The sequence below is a fragment of the Flavobacterium sp. FlaQc-30 genome (genome assembly GCF_044005885.1).
GTDB lineage: Bacteria > Bacteroidota > Bacteroidia > Flavobacteriales > Flavobacteriaceae > Flavobacterium.
The window spans coordinates 56690-78267 of the sequence record NZ_JBIPCO010000006.1 but is presented as its reverse complement, the minus strand read 5'-3'; the positions used below and the strand labels follow the sequence as shown (position 1 = coordinate 78267).

The following is a 21578-nucleotide window of genomic DNA, read 5'->3' as shown; positions in this document are numbered from 1 at the left end:
AAAGTTCTTTTTGAGGGTTACAAATACGTTACTTCAATACTACATCTAAGTTACATTAGCGTTTAAAACACAAACTAAACAACTAATAATAAAATACTTAAACTATAAAAGAAGTATACAAACAAAGTTCAAAAGTATATCTCACAAATTTGGGAAGTCTAAAAGCAAACAGATTGCTTTTAGACTTATCATTTTTTGCTATTGTAATTTACTTTTAATGATTATTCAAGTGGCAACTCAGACATAAACTGTTTCACAGATTTGCTAGTTGGTATATTTAGTTTTTTTCGCAGTCGATGCCTTGCTACTTTTACCGAGGTTAACGAAATTCCGAAAAGTGTTGCTATGTGCTGAGAAGAGAAATTAATTAAAACCAAAGCACACAATCTCACTTCACGCTCACTTAGCGCGGGATACCGCTTTTTTAGGCTTTTAATGAAGGTAGGATGCACCTGATTAAAAACGGTGTAAAAACTTTCCCAATCTGCATCGAGTATAAAACTATCATTGATATGATCGACTATACTTTGCAAACTGGTTTTATCAATGGTTTTACTTTTTACTTCGATTTTAAGCTTGTCTTTTATATCGTTTAGTAAATTGTTTTTGTGTATGGTTCGCAGTGTATTATTGGTGAGTTCGTCTATTTTAAAAGTTAGCTCATCTTCTAACTTTTTTTGTTTTAAGGCTTGATTTTGTTTTTCATATTCTAAGATAGAAATCTTGTCCTGAGATATTTTTTGCTCTTGTTCTTTGATCTCTATTGTTTTTAAGTCCAGAAGTTTTTCGAGCTTTTCTTTCTGTTTTTTAATATTGGAAGTTCTCCAATTGTACAATAATAAAAGCATTCCGATAAAATATAAAACCATCATAATTCGCACAATAGGCCTTTGCCAAAATGATGGCTTAACAATGATGTACAGCGAGGTATATTTTTTGTCCCACAATTTTAAATTATTAGTTGCTCTAACTCTTAACTCATATTTGCCTGGATTTAAATTCGAAAAGGATATTTTATTTTGTCCGTTTAAGTTTTGCCAATTCTCATCAAGTCCAACCATCAAAAACTGATATTCGATACTACTTTTCGAATATAACTCTGACGAAGCAAAGTTTATATTCAAAAACTTATTGTCGGGTTCAATAACTACCGTATCGTTTGCTAATTCGGCAAAAGGATAAACAAACTCTTTTTTTCCGTTAACTCCCTTAACTGAAGTAAAATAAACGTGCGGAAAATAAATCTTATAGTTTAATTTTTCAGGATTAAAATAAGACAATCCATATACACCTGCCATTAATATTTTTCCGTCAGAATCTAAACTTGCGGCACCTCCATTAAATGGATAAATACCATCGGCCATTCCAAAATTAGATACATTGTTATTTGAATCTATTTTTGTTAAACCTGTGTTTGTGCTAAGCCAAATGTTTTTTTGATTGTCCTGTAGGATCCCACGTATAATTCCTCCTTTAATTCTATCGCCATTTGCTACCTTTTCAAATTTTCCGGACTTTCTTATATATTTATTCAATCCTTCGCCATAGGTTCCCACAAGAATCGAATGATCATAGGTTTCATCAATAGACAATATATAACTGCTGCTCAAAGAATGAACATCTTTTACATTGTGTTTGTAAGTAGTTTTTAGAAAACTGTTGCCTCGCTTTTCATATTTAAAAAGACCATCTGTAGTTCCTATCCACATTACTCCTGAAAGATCTTTATAAATACAATTTACCTGATTTGAATTTGAATTAGCATTGGCTTCAAGTTTTATTTCATTTATCAGTTTTAACTCCTTGCTGTAAATACTAATACCATTTCTATGACCAACCCATATATTGCTTTCTTTATCTTCGGCTACTGAAAAAACGCCTCGCAATTCTCTGCCTTTAGGTATCTCTATAAACTTATTTGTTTTTAGATCATATGCATTAATTCCTTCTCTAAGCGTTCCTGCCCAAAGTCTTTTATTCGAATCTTCAAAAAGAGAAAGTACAATATCGCCTCGAAATCCTGATCCAGATCCAGTGCCGGAAAAGACACTTAATGCTTTTGTTTTGGGATTATATCTTCGAAGTCCTGCTCTTCCTGCTGATAACCAAATGTTTTTATAACTGTCTTCTATCACGCGGGAACCTTGCGGATCCTGAATTAAAAATTGGAAGTTTTTAGCCGGAATATTTTCTGTTTTATAATTATTTCGAAAAATGGATATTCCGCCATGCACAGTTCCTAATAAGATTACGCCATTTAATCCGGGTTGTATGTCGATAATAGAATTATCTGATATAGAGAACTCGTTCCCGAAGTCGTACATATAATAATTGAAACTTTTTTTATCCTGACTGTATAAATTGAGTCCTCCTCCATCTGTACCAATCCAAACATTTTTTCCTTCTGCATACACTTTTGTTACTACATCATTATTTATGGTCGATTCTTGCAGGTTTCCTTTTTTAGAAAAATGTTTTACAGCATTACTTTCAATCGTATAAGAATAAAGTCCGTTACCGTTTGTAGCAATCCATAGATTACCCAAATTATCAATAGACATATCATTTATGTATGAATTATTGCCGGATTTTGTAAAACCGGATTCTTTTATAACATCATTCTCTATATAAAATACTTCGCCTTTATCTGTACCTAACCAAAATCTGGAATTGTAACCTTTTAGAATTTTGGTAACATATCCGTTTATCTTTCGTTTGTCTAAAACTTTAATTGAATTTTCGACGACTTGTCCATTTTGATCCACTTTAAACTTAACCAAAGAACCTTTTCCTCCACTTATTAATAGTTCGTTTTCTTTTACTTGTGAGACACACAACACATTAGAATTAAATAAAACCTTAATTTTCGCTGCATTGTATTTAATTCTAACAAAATCATTCTGTTTCTTATCAAAAAAGTAAAGTCCAAACTCTGTGGCTACCCAAAGGTTCTTGTAAACGTCTTCAAAAAATTGATTTACATTATTGTTTTCACCAACGTGATACACTTTTGTTAGCTCTCCGTCAAAACTGTTTATTCCTATTTTATTTCCTACCCAAAGTACTCCATTAAAATCCTGAAATACGGCATTGGCTCTATTTGTGGTTAAGCCGTGTTGCGATGTAATTCGTTTAAATCGTAAAGCATGTGTCTGGGAGTGCAAAGCAGTTTGTTGTAATAGAAATACAAAAAATATAAAATTTATTAACCTTAATCGTAGTATCATAATTTATTCTTTTTTCGGCTTTTAGTCATTAAAAACTATAGGCGCAAAAGTAGGGATGTAACCTGAAAATTCCTCATATGTAACCTTTATGTAGGCCTGCAATATTAACAATAATTTAATACAAATGATATTTTTGCTCTAATTAGTTTTTGATTTAACCAATAGTTTACTCAATAAAAGTTATAAAAAATGAATTTTACTTCAATCAACTTATTTCCCTCTTTTAAAATAAAAAATTACAGCATCTTTGCTCCCAAAAACGGAATCTTAGGAGCTGTAATTTTATGTATAACTGCATGCTCAGTTCAGAAAAATCAAGTAACTGAAAAACAAAAGCCTAATATAATTTTTATAATGTCAGATGATCATGCTTATCAAGCTATTAGTGCTTATGACAATAAATTAATGCAAACTCCAAATATAGATCGCATTGCTCATGAAGGAATGATTTTTACGAATGCAAGTGTAACCAATTCGATTTGCTCTCCATCTCGAGCTGTAATCCTTACGGGAAAACACAGTCACTTAAATGGTAAAATAGACAACTTAAGTAAGTTTGATACCTCGAATGTAACCTTTCCTCAACTACTACAAAAAGCAGGCTATCAAACGGCAATGTTTGGAAAATTGCACTTTGGTAATAATCCTAAAGGGTTTGATGAATTCATGATTTTGCCTGATCAGGGCGATTATTACAATCCGGAATTTATAACTAAAAAAGGTGATACTACGATAACCGGTTACGTGACGGATATTACTACAGATCTAACATTAAACTGGCTGGAAAAAGGTCGAGATAAGACAAAACCTTTTTTATTGATGTATTTGCACAAAGCTCCTCACCGTCCGTGGCTTCCTAAGGAAAAGTATTTTAAGGAGTTTACTAAAAAGACATTTCCGTTACCTGAAACTTTATTTGATGATTACAGTACCAGATCTAGTGCTGCAAAATCTGCCGAAATGAATATTCTAAAGGATATGCTTCTTACTTACGACAATAAATTAGAAGGATCTGTTCTGGATAGTTTAGGTATTAATGAACGAAGACTTAGTACTGGTTTAAACCGAATGACTAAGGCTGAACGTGCGGCTTGGGATGCTGTATATGGTCCTATTAACGAAGAGTTCTTAAAAAACTATCCAAAAATGAGTCCTAAAGAGCTAACCATTTGGAAATACCAACGCTACATGCAAGATTACCTTGCTACAATTGCATCTGTAGACGAAAATGTGGGCAGGTTATTAGATTATTTAGATGATAAAAAACTTTCAGAAAACACAGTTGTGGTATATACCTCAGACCAAGGTTTCTATCTAGGAGAACATGGCTGGTTTGATAAACGTTTCATGTACAATGAATCTTTTAGAACACCACTTTTAATAAAATGGCCTAATAAAATAGCGCCCGGAACAACTGAAGATGAGATGGTACAAAATCTTGATTTTGCGCAGACATTCTTAGAAATAGCTGGAGTTAAAGCTCCAAATGATATGCAGGGAAAAAGTTTGGTTCCGTTACTATTAGGCAAAAAAGAAAAATGGGACAGAGATGCTATCTATTATCATTATTACGAATATCCTGCAGAGCACGCTGTTAAAAGACACTACGGAATCGCAACAAAAAAATACAAATTGATTCATTTCTATTATGATATTGATGCCTGGGAATTATACGATAGAGAAAAAGATCCTAACGAACTTCACAATGTTTATGATGATCCGGCTTATAAAGATATTGCTGCATCGATGAAAACTAAACTACAGGAGTTAAGAGTCAAATATAAAGATTCGGAGACTTTAGACAATTATTATATTCAGCTTTATAACAATCGAAAAACAGTAAAGAAATCAGATCATAAAGAATATTCAGAATAAATATAAAACACTATTAAATAACCAACCAAAAATTTATTTTTTAACCAATTTAAACACAGATTCATGAACAAAAGAAGTTTGATATTATCATTACTTTTTATAATTGTAGCCAGTAATACTTTGCTTGCACAAATAAAAGTGGTAACCGGGCAGGTTACAAATGATAAAGGTTTGTCTATACCGGGCGTAAATATACAGATTAAGAATACCTCGAAAAGTTCCTCTACAGATTTTGACGGTAAGTATAAACTGGAAGCAAAAAAAGGTGATGTATTAGTTTTTAGTTACATGGGATTTATAACTCAGGAAAAAACTGTTAATGCAGAGCAAAATATAAATGTTTCTCTTAAAGATGATTCGCAAGAGTTAAACGAAGTTGTTGTGGTAGGATACGGTACTATGAAAAAGAAAGATCTTACGGGAGCCATTTCATCCTTTAAGCCAAATCGCGATCAGGCTGCCATTGCAACATCTATCGACGATTTATTACAAGGGAAAGTCGCGGGAGTTAGCGTCTCGACAGGAGGTTCAACACCGGGAGCAGCAGGTTCTATTACTATTCGTGGTTCGAATTCTCTTAATGGCGACAGTCAGCCTTTGTATGTAATTGATAATGTACCTCAACCTTCGACAGGGCAAACGATGCGCAATTCTACAGGAGATTATCAACCTACTCTAGATCCGTTGGCAGGAATAAATCCAAATGACATCGAAGATATTCAAATTTTAAAAGATGCCTCGGCAACTGCAATTTATGGTTCTCGTGGTGCCAATGGTGTTATTATAGTTACTACCAAAAAAGGAAAAGCAGGAAAAGCAACGATTCGTGTAAGCGCAATTTTTTCTGTAGCAAACCCAACAAAATTTATTGATCTTATGAACCTGAGAGAATATGCTTCTTTCTGGAATACAAAATACCCAAGTGATCAAAGATTTATTATTGGCAATGATATTAAGTATGTCTATACTGGTGTGAATGAAAGTGGACAAAACATTGTTAAAGAAACTCTTCTTACAGACAGAGACTGGCAAAAAGAAGTGACGAGAACGGCATTATCAAGAGAATATAATTTAAATATAAGCGGCGGATCTGAAAAAACAAAGTACAGCTTTTCTACTTCTTATAAAGATGTCGAAGGTATTGTTAAAAATACTGGTTTGACACATGGCGATTTTCGTTTCAACTTAAATACTGCTATTACAGACAGATTATCAATGGGTTTTCAGTTTAGCGGATTTCTAAGAAAAAATAACATGACCTCTGGAGGAAACAGTGTTGGCAGGATTTCGGGAGCCCTTTTGTCCACAGCGACAAATACTGCACCATATTTTAGACCTACTGATGATGTAACTTTTGCAAACGACGTTGATACCAGAGGTACTGTTTTAAGCTGGCTTACAGACTATGATGATATTACCAATGAGTATCGCTTTTCTGTAGCTTCAAACATTGACTATAAAATTACTAAGAACCTGAAATACACTTTTAGAACTGGTGGCAACTTAAACAATGTCGAAAAGAAAAACTGGTATGATTTAGGTTTATACAACGGTTATTTATACAATGGTTACTTAAGCAAAGACCGTTTAGAACGTAACAACTATAATATTGAAAACCTTTTGTTTTATAACAAATCTGTTGGTGTTGTAGATATTGATGCTACGGCTGGTGTAACTTATGATTCATACCAATTTTTAAATACGGGTTCAATAGGAAAAGGCTTTACCTACAAAAACTTACGTACAGACGGTTTACATACTGCTACGAGTGTACAAATTTTGACTCCAATACAAAGTGATTATCAATTATTCTCTTATTTAGGGAGATTAAATGCTTCATTTTTCGACGGAAGATATGTTGTAACAGGAACAATGCGTGCAGATGGAACCAGCAAATTCAGCCAAAAAAATAGATGGGGTTATTTCCCTTCTTTCGCCTTGGCCTGGAATGCCACTCAGGAAAACTTTCTGGCGAGTACCAGCAAATGGTTGTCTCAATTTAAACTACGTGTTGGTTATGGAGAAACAGGAAGTCAAAACATTGGTCCATACTCCACTATATTTGGTTATGGAGCTGTAGGTTCAGGATATGCAACAGGTACAGGAGCGCTGGTTCAAGGTTTAGGCGTAAGCGGAATCAACAATCCTGATCTAAAATGGGAAAGCACACAATCTGTAAATACTGGTGTCGATTTTGGTTTCTTTGACAGTAGAGTATCCGGTACAATTGACGTTTACAATAAAACCACTAAGGATTTATTGGTAAGTATTACGATTCCTGGTTCTACTGCTTATACTTCATTAACAGTTAACAGAGGTGAAATTCAAAACAAAGGAATTGAAACTACATTAAATGTCGATATTATTCGCAAAAAAGATCTTAAATGGACTTTTGGAGGAAACATTGCTTTCAATAAATCTACTATTAATAAAATAGGAAATACTCCGGGGTCATTTGGTTCTCTAGGTACCATAACTGCTTTTCTTGGTAATACTGCAGGCGATCATTTTGGTGCCGCTAATATTTTTATCGAAGGTCAGGCACCGGGTCTTTTCTACGGTTTTAAAACCAATGGAATTGTACAGCAAAATGAGACTTATGCCGTAGGTGCCCCTTTTGGAAATTCAGCCGCTCCAGGAAATCTAAAGGTAGTAGATGTAAACGGTGATGGTATTGTTAATCTGGCAGATAAAACTATTATTGGCGATCCAAATCCGGATTTTACTTACGGTTTTCAAACGAGTTTAAATTATAAACAATTGCGTTTTAGTACTTCTTTTTCTGGTGTACAAGGCGGAGATATTTTAAACGCTAATAACCGATATAATAATTTAGCGAATTTGCAAAGCGGAGACCGAAACATGAATCATGCAGCAATTGCAAATGCATGGACTACTACAAACCCATCTAATGAATATCCTTCTATTAATAGTAATATTGTTAACGGACATATTTATGATCGCTACCTTGAAGACGGAAGTTATTTAAGATGTACCGATATTACTTTGGGGTATACTTTAAGACAAGATGTAGTGGGTAAACTAGGATTAAACAGCCTGGATATATTTGCATCTGCTAAAAATCCTTTCACAATTAGCAGCTATAGCGGTTATGATCCTGCAAGCAGATCTTTCAACTTTGATCCGTTAAGAAGAGGTTTTGATCTTTATTCTTTTCCAGTTCAGAGACAAATTATCCTAGGTTTAAATTTAACGTTTTAAAAAATTAAGTTATGAAAATCAAATTCAATATAACAAGCTTAATGATTGTTTTGGTCTCACTCATTAGCACATCATGTTCTCTAGACGAAGATCCTAAATATAGTTTTAATTCTATAACAGTTTTTAATAGTCAGAGTACAACTGAAGCTGTTTTAATGCAAAATTACGGTTGGTTAGGAAACGCTGCCGTTTATGGCCAATACTTACACGAAGTAACAACTTCTAACGGAGTTTATTGGTCAAAAACTGATGGTGATCGTCTTGAACGTACGATTAAATATGATAATTATGCCGAAAACACTCTCTTAAGCAGTATGTGGACAGGATTGTACAGAGTGGTTTCTGAAAGTAATTATTTAATGAAAGGATTAGAAGGTTCCACTCTTTCTCAAGCTTACAAAACCAGATGTATAGCGCATGCTAGATTTTTAAGAGGATATACTTATTTTCAATTGGCTAACTTATTTGGAAAAGCTACTATTATAACACAACCTCTTACGACAAAAAATCTACATACGCCATTAAGTACCAGATCTCAAGTGTACGAACAAGCTATTAGCGATTTAATTTTTGCATCTGAAAACTTGCCTCTAACCGAAAGTATGGATGGTTTAGCTACAAAAGATGTAGCGATTGCGTTTGCTGCCAAATGTTACTGGATTATGGCAAACCATGCTCAAGCTGACGGTACTGATGCTACTGCATTATATACTTTGGCAAAATCATATGGAGATAAAGCACTTGGAAAATTTGCATTAGAAGCTAATTATGCCAATTTATGGGTGGTTCATAGCAACAATTCTCCTGAATCTATATTTCAAATTAATTTTACTGATGCTATTGGATTAAATTTGCGTACTACCTATAATTTTGGTCCTAGTGCTAATTTTGGCCGTATTGCTTCGCTTCAGCCTTCTTTTGGAAATATCAAAATTGACAGAGCGTTCTATGACTTGCATCGTGGTACTTATCCTGACGATCCCCGCATAAAATCGACTTATTTATCAAAATGGACAAATGCTTTAAATACTGCTCAAACTTATTATGCATATCCATTATACAATACTGGTACGGCAACTGCTCCTGTGGTTTATGATATGTATGCTTCTGCTCCTCGTAATGCAGGAAATACAGCAACAAATCCTGATTATAATTTTAGTGCTTCTTCAACTATGCCGGCGGGTTTAAGAACGCTTTGGAATAATACGGGTACTGGCGACAGAAATTTACATCCTTTAAACAATAAGTTACTTTCGACGACATTGTCTAATGCGCAATACGATCCTAAAAATTTAATGCTTTTCCGTTATGCCGATTTATTGTTATTGATGGCTGATGTTGAAAATGAATTAGGAAATAGTGGTCAGGCATTAACTTATTTAAATCAGGTTTTAGATCGTGCAAGAAATTCAGGAGGGACTGGAGCTATTTATCCAAAAACTGAAACTGCACTAAGTAAAGATGCAATGCGTGATAAAATCTTTTTTGAAAGAATGTTTGAATTGGCTGGTGAACCTTCTCTATTTGAAGATATTCGCCGTAGAGGAACGGTTTACTTAAGAAAAGTAATTGAACTTCATAACAATAGTAAAAACGTTCAATATAGATACCAACTTGAAACTGCCAATAGTGTTGGTGGTCAATTCAGAGATTACATTCTTAGTAATGGCAATATTACAGAAGATTTTTTAAAGAAGAATTTAGTACTTCCAATTCCTGCTGATGAAATAAATAATAACAATAATATTGGTCAGGAAGATCAGAATTTTGGATATTAATTTAATACAACTCGAATTGCCTCTTTAGTAAAAAACAACTTGAAACCAATTTCATAAAAAAAGCCTTTCAATGGATAGGATCCAAACGAAAGGCTTTTATTTTAATGTATTATCTTATCATTTTAATAGACATTATTAGAATTGAATGATTGATATCATAGAAATTTACAATGATTTATAATATTATAAAACACATAATTACCGATATTGATAATGATTTACATAATCTTCATTAGACAAAAATCTTTGTTGTTTGGTTATCTTATATGTATAAAATTGAGACATCTGATACAAATAATTGCAATATTAAATAATATAAATACTAATTTTAGACCTCATCATCGATCATTTTATAGCTGACAAATTATGAACTTTTTAAGCCAATCTATTATTAGAGCTGCAGCTTCTTCAAAAGTGCTTTTTTCTTCAATAGATAACATTTCTTTTTTTTAATCTAATAATTTTCATAGAAATACAATTGATTTTTTTTTCTCTCATTTTTAAAACCATATTATACAATATCTTCAGTTCATCATATTCAATATCTCAGCTAATTTAAAACTCTTTGAATATCCAGAACATACCTTTCTAAATACCTGTTCTAAAAGCCATATCCTGGACAACTAAAAAGGAAGGATGCGGAACCAATCTAAAGCTACTAAATTATAATACATCATTTGATTATCTACTGTTCACTCTTAGTTGTATGTAAAAAGTCAAATACTCTAAATTACAACTTACAATATACTTATATATATATTCATATTCCAGAAAGCATTATCTCTTAGAAAAGTAACATTGAGTACTAAATATTTCAATTCCGGCGCGAAATTTTTCTCATGAAACAACCCAAAGTCTACCTTTTCAAATCCTTAGACATATTACTTCTTATAACTTTAAACTCATCCAAATTCAAAATATTTTTGTTAAAAACGCCTTATAATTTCCATTAATTTAATTTTTATTATTTTGAATAGTATACAACAATAAGAAAAATACACTCATCAATGAAGTACTTACGAATTACTATCTACTTTAATACTAATTGATAAGATCGCATCTAATTATATAATCTAACACTACTTTAATACGTACTTTTTTGAATTACTAATTATCCATAACAAAACAAAAAAAATACTAACAAAAATTCATAAAAAAAACAAAATCGTCCACTTTATTTAATCATCAACTACTTCTTATTGAATAATCCCTTATGCCCCAATAAGAAATTATATTTCACACAAATATAAAAACACAGTATGTCTGTTAAAACTATCTTAACATATATTCCATAACTAATAAGATCCTAAAAAACATGAGTTTAAAAAAAACAGCTATTATGATAATCTTGTTACTGAAAGTTTTTTTATTAGGAAGACAGAATCAACTTATCAATGGAAATATAACCTTAAAAACATCGATAAAAAAGACGACTCGGTGAAGTTTCTACTATATAGAAAAAAAAGAAACCGTTTTCTTATAAATTTAATCAAAAAAAATACCATAACGTTCATAAAAATTAAAATATACTCTCTTCCAGCTGATTATAAATTTAACTGTCACTTCATGGAATATAACCTAATCATACTAAAATTAAAGTGGCAACTTTTATATATTACTATTAATATTTGATATCTTTGTTCTTATCAAAAAAACATCTTTTTTGCTCCATCTACATATTAATAAACGAAGAGGCGTCATTTAAAAAACTGCTGTCTCTTTGTTTTATTAATTATTTGGAAATTAGGAATTATCAAAACGAGCTCGGTTATTAGTATTTTACATCTAAATTCTTAAACAAATTTTATTTTCAGAAAATTGTTTGAATATATTTAATCTTAAGAAACCTATTCTGATTTACAATCAAAACTGAAAATTTTTGTTTACTTTCAAATCATTAAAAGTTATTAACCATAAAACATTATTATATTTTTTTGTATTAGTTCTCGTTAATTTAAAAAAAAATCTCTGAATTTGCAAATGTATATCAAGTTTCTCTCGTTACGTAAAACATTTTAATCCAACAAAAGGCATTTTTATTGTCTCAATTAAACAATAACATAAATCATATTATAGTAAATATAAACACAGCTATCCGAAAGTGCCAAATAAAAAGTGTCTGAGAATTCTGTATTTATGATTTTGCGAAACAAAAATATCAAAAAACCAGTCATTCGATAAATTATTGATCTTGTTCCTTGATGGATGCTTGAATCTTGTATTAAAAAACATAGTTCAGACAAGGGAGTGTAGTAAATACAAGACCAACGACCAATTTGTCGCATTAATTTACGGGTAGCTAAATAAATTCTACACTTTAAATAGTATTCTCACTGAAATTGGAGTTAAGGAGACTTTTATTAATGACTTAGGACTAAATCAAAGTCCAGCAAGATCCATAATGAGTGATGGCAATAAAAAAAGAGATCGGAGAGTTTTTGAATCCTTGTGTTATAAGGTCTTGAAAATTATGAACGGATCTAAAAATGAGTTCCAATATACTATTACCAAAGAAATTAAAGACCACAAATACAAAATTGATCGACAGTATCACAATTAGCCTGTATTTAAATATGTTTGATTGGGCAAAGTTTCGAACACCAAAAAGCAGTTTGAAAATACATACTTGTTGAGACGACAATTTACGGATTCCAGATGTGGTCAATGTAACACAAGCAAAAATATGAAATTGATGCTGTTTAACTCAGTTAACTTTCTCAAAAGGAATTAATAAGAAGAACAGGGCTAATTTTGATTTTACATTGATATTACGTCAGATTCAAGTTATAAATATTTTTTGCGGCTCACATTAAGTCTAATACATTGTTCCAGTCCATACAGGAATTGAACTTACCTAATGATAAAGATCAAGATATTATTAAGTACAAAATTATAGTTATAAACAGTATTAAAACATTAAAGACTGATATCAACTGACAAAAACTAAGATTTATTTCAAAAGTTTGAGACAAAATCTGCAGATAAAAACATTCTCAGATACAAGCAAAAATCTAGTTAAATCGCAATTTATATGGCATTAATTACTTATTGCTTGAATTGATAAACAGAAAAATTTCTAAAAAGACAAAGTCTATTACAAATTTGGTTTAAAAAATCAGGATATGTTCAGTCTATTATCTCAGTTTAAATTACGTCCTCAATCAAGTCGAAAATCGAACAAAAAAATAAGGCTGAACCAGAATTTAAATTCAGTTCAATCTTATTTTTAACATAATTTCATATCCATAACCTGCTTATAAAGGGTACATGAGATTTTTTCGATATTGAAAAAACGTTGGGATAGCAGTGAAATACAAACTATAAAATTCGATTTTGAAATTAACTAAAACTATTGTTAATTGCATAAAATAATGACGCCCACTTTTAATAATCCTTTAGTAGTTATAATACTTTCATCATTATTTGAATTTAAAAAAACAAAACCTTCTGAATCTAAGCATATTAGCACATCTAAAACTTTCGCCTGCATCTCACGTTCCTTATCAATATCATGTCTAAAACTAGAATGAGTATCTGAAAATTTAATTATACTTTTAGTTAATTCTTCTAAGGTATAACTTCTTGTATAATCTCTGGTAAATATCTTAAGTACCTTATTATAAAAATCAATCGACTCATCCATTATATTTTTTTTATACAAAATAACAGATATCATAATTAATATCAAAGTAGCTCATCAATATCTTTGTGGTAAAATAAATCCTAACTTTACAACTATAAAAAAATTACTTATTTTGCAAGCTAGCGTACCTAACCATCAATCGACTTCAAAAACTTTCTAAAAATCAATCGCACTCAGATTCATAAATCCCCTTTCTTTTAATTATACTAAAATTCAGGTAAAAAAAATAATTTAACAACAATTTATCTATTTTTTCAAACTGTTTACACGAATTTTAAATCAAGAGAAAAGCGAAGTCATTTTATATAAATCTGAATTACTATAAGTTAACAATATTGTAATAAATACAAAGATAAAATCATCTCACATTGATCCCCATAAGTTGTATTGCATTTATAATTACGTCAAAACGAATTTATTTTCTTTCTACTTAAATATAGAAAAAGACCTTATAAAAACGAGGAAATCTTACATGAAAACTACCATACCAGGAAATTAATCTAACACAAAAAAAAGTTAAAAAACGTAAAATATAGTCCAAATATAAACCAAAGTTAATGTTATATTTTACATCGAATCACAAAAAAAAACTCTAGTTGAATAATAACCTTCATATTAATCTTTAATAGTGTACTTAAAAATTAATTATTTTTTCTAATTCATCTCTACATAAAAATTATGACAAATTCACTTCGTCTGTTTAATTTGTGTTCTGCTTCATCGCAAGCGACACCGTCAAAACAATGATTCACTAACTTACTCTCACCGTAGCCTTTTCCAGTTAATCTATTGGCTGCAATACCCTTTTTAATCAGCCATTGTATGGTCGATTTGACCCTTCGATCTGACAGCGTCATATTGTATTTTGCAGTTTGACGACTATCGGTGTGAGAGCGAACATCGATTTTCATCTTTGGATACTGTTGCATTACCGCTACGATTTTTTCTAATTCGAAAGCTGCTTCTTTACGGATGAATGATTTATCCAAATCAAAATAAATAATCGGAATATCCAGCGTTTTAGCCAAATCAGTACCCACATTTATTGGTTTGATTCTTTTTTCTAATGGAATTTCAAGATTTGTTTCGCCTGAGATCGTTTGGGTTAGAGCAGAGATTTCGTTGGCTTCATAATTTTCCTTGGTTGCTCTTACCTTATAGGTTTTGTTGCAATCAACATTAAAATTATAAGTCCCATCAGCTCCTGCAACAACTTCAGCTATTACTTTAAACTGATCATCCAGCAAAGTTACTTTGGCATTATCGACTACTTTTCTGGTTTCTAAATCAACAACAGTTCCTTTTACTATTTGCTCACAAAGTATTTTTTTTGTTTCGATGAATCGGTATAGATCATCATTTCCTTCTCCACCTTCTCTATTAGAAGAGAAAAAACCGATCTTATTCTCACTATTGAGAATTAATGCAAAATCATCTTGTTTGCTATTTATTGGTGCACCTACATTTTGTACGGCCGCAAATGTTCCATCGCCGTTTATTCTGGAAACAAATACATCGAGTCCGCCTAATCCTGGTCGCCCGTCACTAGCAAAATACAATTCATTCTCTTTTGATATAAATGGAAAAGTTTCTCGGCCTTCGGTATTAATAGATGTTCCTAAATTTTCTGGTCTGCCAAAACTATGATCGCTATTAATGGTTACGCTATATAAATCAGATTGTCCAAGTGTTCCAGGCATATCTGAAGCAAAATATAGCTTTTTCTCATCTGTGCTTAATGCAGGATGTGCTACGCTGTATTGATCGCTATTAAAGGGTAATTCGGTTACATTTGTCCATTTGTCATTTACTAATTCTGCTTTATACAGTTTCAATAAAGTGATTTTCTGGTCATTTCTACCTCTTTTCCCATCCAAGAAATTGTTTCTTGTAAAGTACATCGTTTTTCCATCTTTTGTAAAAACTGGTGTAGATTCGTTGAATTTAGAATTGATTTTCTTTTCGAATCGTTCTGGTTTTCCAACGGTTCCATCAAATTTTAGTTCTGCAGCGTATAAATTTGTAAACGATTTATTGGTCCATTTAAACGTTCTTCTAGCAACACCTCCTGTATCTCGTGCTGAAGCAAATACTAGTTTATTACTAAAAAAAGCACTACCATAATCAGTTTGTTTTGAATTGATTCCGGCATTAGCTATTTCAAATCGTCCTGAGTTCGCTTCGATTTGTTCGAGGTAATTTTTATTGTTTTCGAATAATATTCCTCTTTTATCGGTGTTTGTTTTTTTATTAAAGCTTTCGAGAATTTTATCAGCTTTAGCGTAATCTCCTATTGCTTTTAAACTTTGTGCATATCGGTAATAATATTCTGGTTCTTGTTCTGTATTCATTTCAAAAAGCGCATCAAACCATTTGACTGCTTTAGTTAACTCTCCATTAAAGTAATAAGCATTACCAAGCTTTTGAAACATTTTCTCATCTTTATACCCTTTTTCGGCCACTTTTTCATAGGTTACAATAGCATCTACGTAAGCATACTGCGCATAATCTTTATCTGCCTTGGTTTGTTTCACTGTTTGTCCGTTTCCTTTTAGTCCAATAAGCGCTAAAAGAATCGTCGCAACTATATATTTAATTTTCATCTTTATTAGGATTTAGAAGAATCTTGGTGAAGTTATTCGGCTATAATTTTTAAATAATTCATATCTCAGGAATATCTCATGTGAACCCGAATTATAGTTTTTTAATCTGGTAGTTTCATGATCGTATGCATAACCTATATACATTCCATCGGTAACCTGAAATCCTGCCATAGCGCTCAATGCTGCACTCCATCTGTAAGCTGTTCCAATGACAAACTTATCATTAAACATAAAATTGGCTGAAAGATCGACTTGTAAGGGTGATCCTTCGACCATTTTAGTAAGTACTGCTGGTTTAAATTTTATATATTGATATTGATCTAAATCGAATACGTAACCTGCTATTAAATAGTAGTTTATTTTTTCTTTAAAAATAGCTACATCTTCATCATTGTATCGGTTGGTTTCGATAAAATTGGGTACTGATAAACCAATGTAAGCTTTGTCTGAATGCCAATAAACCCCCGCTCCAATATTAGGCGTAAATTTACTGTTTAAGTCTTGAAATTGTGGATCACCTTGATGTTCCGGATTCAATTTATTAATATCCAGATTGAACAAATTAGCAGTAGCTTTAATTCCAAAAGATAACTTAAAAGTCTCAGAAGTAGGTACTGTGTAAGATAAATCAGCCGAAAAAGTATTCTCGTTTGTAGGCCCTATCTTATCGTTTACAAGTGAAAATCCGAATCCTAAATTGCTGTTATTTAATGGTGTATTTGCCGAAAAATTGCTTGTTTCCGGCGCTCCATCTAAGCCAACCCATTGCGTACGATAAAGCCCAAAAATACTTAACGCTCCTCTTGAACCTGCATAAGCCGGGTTTATACTAATGGTATTATGCATGTATTGTGTGAACTGGGCATCTTGTTGTGCGAATCCTACAGCGGAAAAAAACATAAAAACTAAAATTAATTTTCTCATCTATTTTTCTTTTAAGAATGGCTTAGTTTTTTTTTAGGACTAAGCCATTTCTATTTGTTTCAAACTATTATTAATTGATATATAAATATCCAGCTTTCTGATGCCCATTAGACTGCATATCTTTATATTTTAGAATATAATAATACGTCCCGACCGGCAATGCTTCAAATTTCTTAACTGTTGTACGCCCTTCAGATACACCTTTAAAAGCGCGATCTTCGTTGTTGTAATTCTCACGTTCAAATACTAAAACTCCCCAACGATTGTAAATCTCAACCGTATTCTCGGGATAACATTCTAATCCCTGGATATAGAATCTTTCATTCTTCGAATCTCCATTTGGAGAAATAGCGTTGAATACTTTTATTACACAACCTACTAATGGTAAAACCGTAGGAGTATCACTAACATTACTTAAGTTATCTGATTTATCTTCAACACTAATTCCACTTACTGTAGTTCCGTAAACAGTTGCCTGATTACTAACGCTTCCATTATTAATATCATTCTGCGTAATAGCATATTCAGCGCTAAAAGAGACCTTATCAATTTCATTTACATTTAAGTCTATTGGACCTCCAGATACAACAATACCAGGTAATGGATCAGATACTACAATATTATGTAAAGGAACATTTCCTGTATTGGTCACTATAAAACTATAGGTTATTGTTTCACCAGCCTCGGCATTACCATTTCCATTTTCATCATTTGATACTGCAGTCTTAATAATTGCAATTGATGGAACTTCAACAAAAATAAGAATATTAGCTGTACTACAATTAGATCCATTTAACTTCTCACAGATTTGATATGTTAAAACATAAGCTCCTCCTACCGTATTTGGCGCTACCGTAACTGTTCCATTTGCATTTAAAGTAAACCCTTTTGGCAACACACCAATCGGATAAAGATCAACATTTGAAATATTTACAAAAATGCCATTTTGTATATCATTCGTCAATATCGTTTGTGTTGTACCACCAGTAAAACCATTAATTGGAGTAGTTGTAAAATCATCATCCGTAGCATTCAGTGCCGATTTCCCTACAACAATTACTGAAGTTACATTGTCACAATTTGTAGGATTCGTTATTTCGCAGATTTTGTATTCTACATTATAATTTCCTGCCGGAGTATTTGGAGCAACTGTTACAGTTCCGTCTGAGTTTAATGTTAAGCCCGATGGAACACTTACTCCTGTAAGGATTACCTCTCCAGGATTTGTTCCAATTACAACCGTATTTCCGTTTAATTTATCATTATCCGTCAATGATGGGGTTTTTCCTCCTGTCATCCCATCAATTGGCATAGTTATTTCAGTATTAGCCTCAATTTTTGCTTTCTCAACCACTACTGTTACTGTAGCTGAATCACAATTTATTGGATTCAACTTCTCACAGATTTGATATTCGATAGTATATATTCCTGCTGGTGTGTTAGCTGGCACTGTTACAATTCCTGTAGTAGTATCAATCACAGGAACTGCTGCTCCCGGTATTTTTTCTACCGCTGGCGTCGTTACCGTTAAGTTTACGATCCCTTTAACTACTGGCCTACCATTTAAAGTATCTGGGTTAGTTGGATTCCCTGTTAGTACATTACCTGCGTTTGGAGTCCCAGTTGTTCCGTTTCCGCCTGCGATTGTATCGTCTTCCGCACAAATAGCTGGGATTAATTTAACAATTGCCGAAGGAGGAGAAGTACATCCATTTGCAGCAGTAACTGTAAAAGTATAAATACCTGCTACCAATCCTGAAATTGTGTATGTAGCTCCTGTTCCAGAAATGTTTCCTGGATTAATTGTCCAGTTTCCCGATGGTAATCCACTTAACAAGATACTTCCTTCTAGAACTGAACATGTTGGCTGTGTTAATACATCAGCAACTAAATTTACTGGCTCGGCATTCATAGCTACAATCATATCATCCGTCGAATCTACACAAGCCCCATTAGAAATTGTCCATCTCAATGTATAAATATTTCCTGTTATTCCTGTAAACGTAGTTATTTCATTCGTGTCTAACGCAAAGATTCCACCTATTCCATTTACTACTGTCCATCTACCTGTTCCAATAGTTGGCACATTTCCTGCAAGAGTAACTGTCGTTAATCCGCAAGTTGCAACTCCTATTTGATCCATTCCGGCATTAGACATTGTTGGAACAGCATTCACTGTTATCAATACCGGTGCTGAATATGCAACAGCACAAACACCGCTTTGAACTACTGCTCTAAAATAAGTATCCGCAGTAAGAATACCAATAGCCGCTCCTGTTAAACTGCTGGTGGTTCCTGTTATATCTGTCGGCGCATTAAAAGCAGCATTGGCTGCTCTTTGCCATTTTACAACACTTCCTGTATGTCCTGTCAGTGTTAAATCCGCTGGAGAAGTTCCTGAACAAATCGTCTGATCTGAAGAAACGCTTCCTCCTACCGAAACAGCATTCACTGTTATCAATACCGGTGCTGAATATGCAACAGCACAAACACCGCTTTGAACTACTGCTCTAAAATAAGTATCCGCAGTAAGAATACCAATAGCCGCTCCTGTTAAACTGCTGGTGGTTCCTGTTATATCTGTCGGCGCATTAAAAGCAGCATTGGCTGCTCTTTGCCATTTTACAACACTTCCTGTATGTCCTGTCAGTGTTAAATCCGCTGGAGAAGTTCCTGAACAAATCGTCTGATCTGAAGAAACGCTTCCTCCTACCGAAACAGCATTCACTGTTACATTTACAGTTTCGGTAAATGTACATCCAGCTGATGTCGTAATTGTCAAAGTATACAATCCAGAATTAACATTTTGAAAATTAGACACTTGAGGAGACCGAATAACTGATGTAAATCCATTTGGTCCCGTCCAAGAGTATCCACTTGCGCCAGCAACACCACTCAAGAACAATGTATCTCCTTTACAAGGAGATGTCGAAGATTCAATAACTGGTTGCGAAATATTAACCCAATGATCCTCAACCTCTCCATCAACTGCAAGTCCAATAGGGCCAAGTGATTCATTAGTCGACAATCTTATACGTGCATAATACTTATCTCCTTTAGTCAAACCAACAATTGGTGATAAAATAACCGTTACATTACCATTAGTTCCCACCGGTACATTCGAAGTAGCTAACTCATTACTATCGAAAATACCATTCTTATTTGCATCAATCCATAAATACAATTTGGCCGGCTTAGCGGTTTTATTTTTCACATTAATTGTCCCCGTACAAGTTGTCCAATCAAAATTTGTAATACCATCTTCATCGTCAATCCCCGCATTATCATCTCCAATAGGAGCCCCCCCTGGGCTAGCATTATAGACATTAGCCTCTGTATCCACGGTAGTACCGATCAACAATAACGGATCTACCGATAATTTAGCCCTATCTTGATCTAACAAATTGGACGTTGTACTTAAGTCATGTACTCCATCTGCTAAATCTCCACCAACAAAGACAGAATTAACTACATGATAAGCAGAACCATAAGATACCGGAGCATCAGAATAATCTAACTCTTCAAAAATTCCAATTGCAACATGCTGACCTCCTCCCCCTTTTAATTCTACATCAATATAAGGTACATTCTCTGCAAGCAAAAGTGCATCACCTTTACTATCTTCAAAAGTAGGATTAGTCGCTTTAATAATTCTCCTTCCGTTCGACACAGTTAATCTGACCTTCATATCGGCCCACTTATTGTCTTTAATATACTTGTCCAAATAACGTAAAGGTGGCGAACCAATTGGGACTGATAATTGATAATATTCACTATTTCCCGACAAACTTTCAGAACCCGCTATCGCTAATGCCGCTGCGTTAATAACAGTCCCATTTGGCAATGTTGCTGTAACCGTAATCCTAAAACTGACTTTACTTGCATCCCCACTCTGATTCGATTCTTTCTTATTAGAGAGACCTATAACTTTTGTACTGTTATTACTAAAACCACCATAACCAGACGGCATATTATTTCCAGACCAACTATCAACGTTTGCGCTCGTAAAATTAGTCCCATAAGAATTATACGCGGTTTTTACAATATTAGATATTGTAACTTTATATAATATACCTGAAGGACTTATAAACGTCCTTATGGTACCCTCTGTAATATTATCTTCAGATAATGAATTAGAATTTAAATCCCAATTAACCCAAAAAATTTTATCTTTATACAAACCCGCTCCTGATGTTGCCTTCGAACCCGATTGTGCAAATCCAAAAGTTTGTATCATAAATAAGGCTAGAAACAATAAGTAAGTTGCAAAGTATTTTATTTTCATATTTAATAAATTTGATTCATT

General features: G+C 32.9%; 8 protein-coding genes. 3 read left to right on the top strand and 5 right to left on the bottom strand.

What is annotated here, in order from left to right; translation table 11 throughout:
- Positions 1 to 221: 221 nt before the first annotated feature.
- Positions 222 to 3227 carry a triple tyrosine motif-containing protein gene (locus ACHRV0_RS14295; protein ID WP_395441316.1) on the bottom strand — a complete coding sequence of 1002 codons (3006 nt, stop codon included), beginning with the start codon at positions 3225 to 3227 and terminating at the stop codon, positions 222 to 224.
- Positions 3228 to 3416: 189 nt separating this feature from the next.
- Between ACHRV0_RS14295 and ACHRV0_RS14290 the strand changes: the two genes are divergently transcribed.
- The 3 genes from ACHRV0_RS14290 to ACHRV0_RS14280 all read left to right on the top strand — a co-directional run bounded on the left by ACHRV0_RS14290 (position 3417) and on the right by ACHRV0_RS14280 (position 10102).
- On the top strand, positions 3417 to 5102 hold the full coding sequence (locus ACHRV0_RS14290; RefSeq protein WP_395441315.1) for a sulfatase: 1686 nt from the start codon (positions 3417 to 3419) through the stop codon (positions 5100 to 5102).
- A gap of 63 nt (positions 5103 to 5165) precedes the next feature.
- On the top strand, positions 5166 to 8324 hold the full coding sequence (locus tag ACHRV0_RS14285; protein WP_395441314.1) for a SusC/RagA family TonB-linked outer membrane protein: 3159 nt from the start codon (positions 5166 to 5168) through the stop codon (positions 8322 to 8324).
- A gap of 11 nt (positions 8325 to 8335) precedes the next feature.
- Positions 8336 to 10102, top strand: a complete 1767-nt coding sequence (locus tag ACHRV0_RS14280) for a RagB/SusD family nutrient uptake outer membrane protein (RefSeq protein ID WP_395441313.1) — start codon at positions 8336 to 8338, stop codon at positions 10100 to 10102.
- Positions 10103 to 13457: 3355 nt separating this feature from the next.
- On the opposite strand, the gene ACHRV0_RS14275 is transcribed toward ACHRV0_RS14280, so the two are convergent.
- The 4 genes from ACHRV0_RS14275 to ACHRV0_RS14260 form a co-directional block, all read right to left on the bottom strand.
- Complete coding sequence (locus tag ACHRV0_RS14275) at positions 13458 to 13745, bottom strand: hypothetical protein (protein WP_395441312.1); 288 nt, start codon at positions 13743 to 13745, stop codon at positions 13458 to 13460.
- Positions 13746 to 14410: 665 nt separating this feature from the next.
- Positions 14411 to 16348: an OmpA family protein gene (locus ACHRV0_RS14270; RefSeq protein ID WP_395441311.1), complete on the bottom strand. Its 1938-nt coding sequence runs from the start codon at positions 16346 to 16348 to the stop codon at positions 14411 to 14413.
- A gap of 12 nt (positions 16349 to 16360) precedes the next feature.
- Positions 16361 to 17272 carry a type IX secretion system membrane protein PorP/SprF gene (locus tag ACHRV0_RS14265; protein WP_395441310.1) on the bottom strand — a complete coding sequence of 304 codons (912 nt, stop codon included), beginning with the start codon at positions 17270 to 17272 and terminating at the stop codon, positions 16361 to 16363.
- A gap of 70 nt (positions 17273 to 17342) precedes the next feature.
- Complete coding sequence (locus ACHRV0_RS14260; RefSeq protein WP_395441309.1) at positions 17343 to 21557, bottom strand: gliding motility-associated C-terminal domain-containing protein; 4215 nt, start codon at positions 21555 to 21557, stop codon at positions 17343 to 17345.
- Positions 21558 to 21578: the final 21 nt, after the last annotated feature.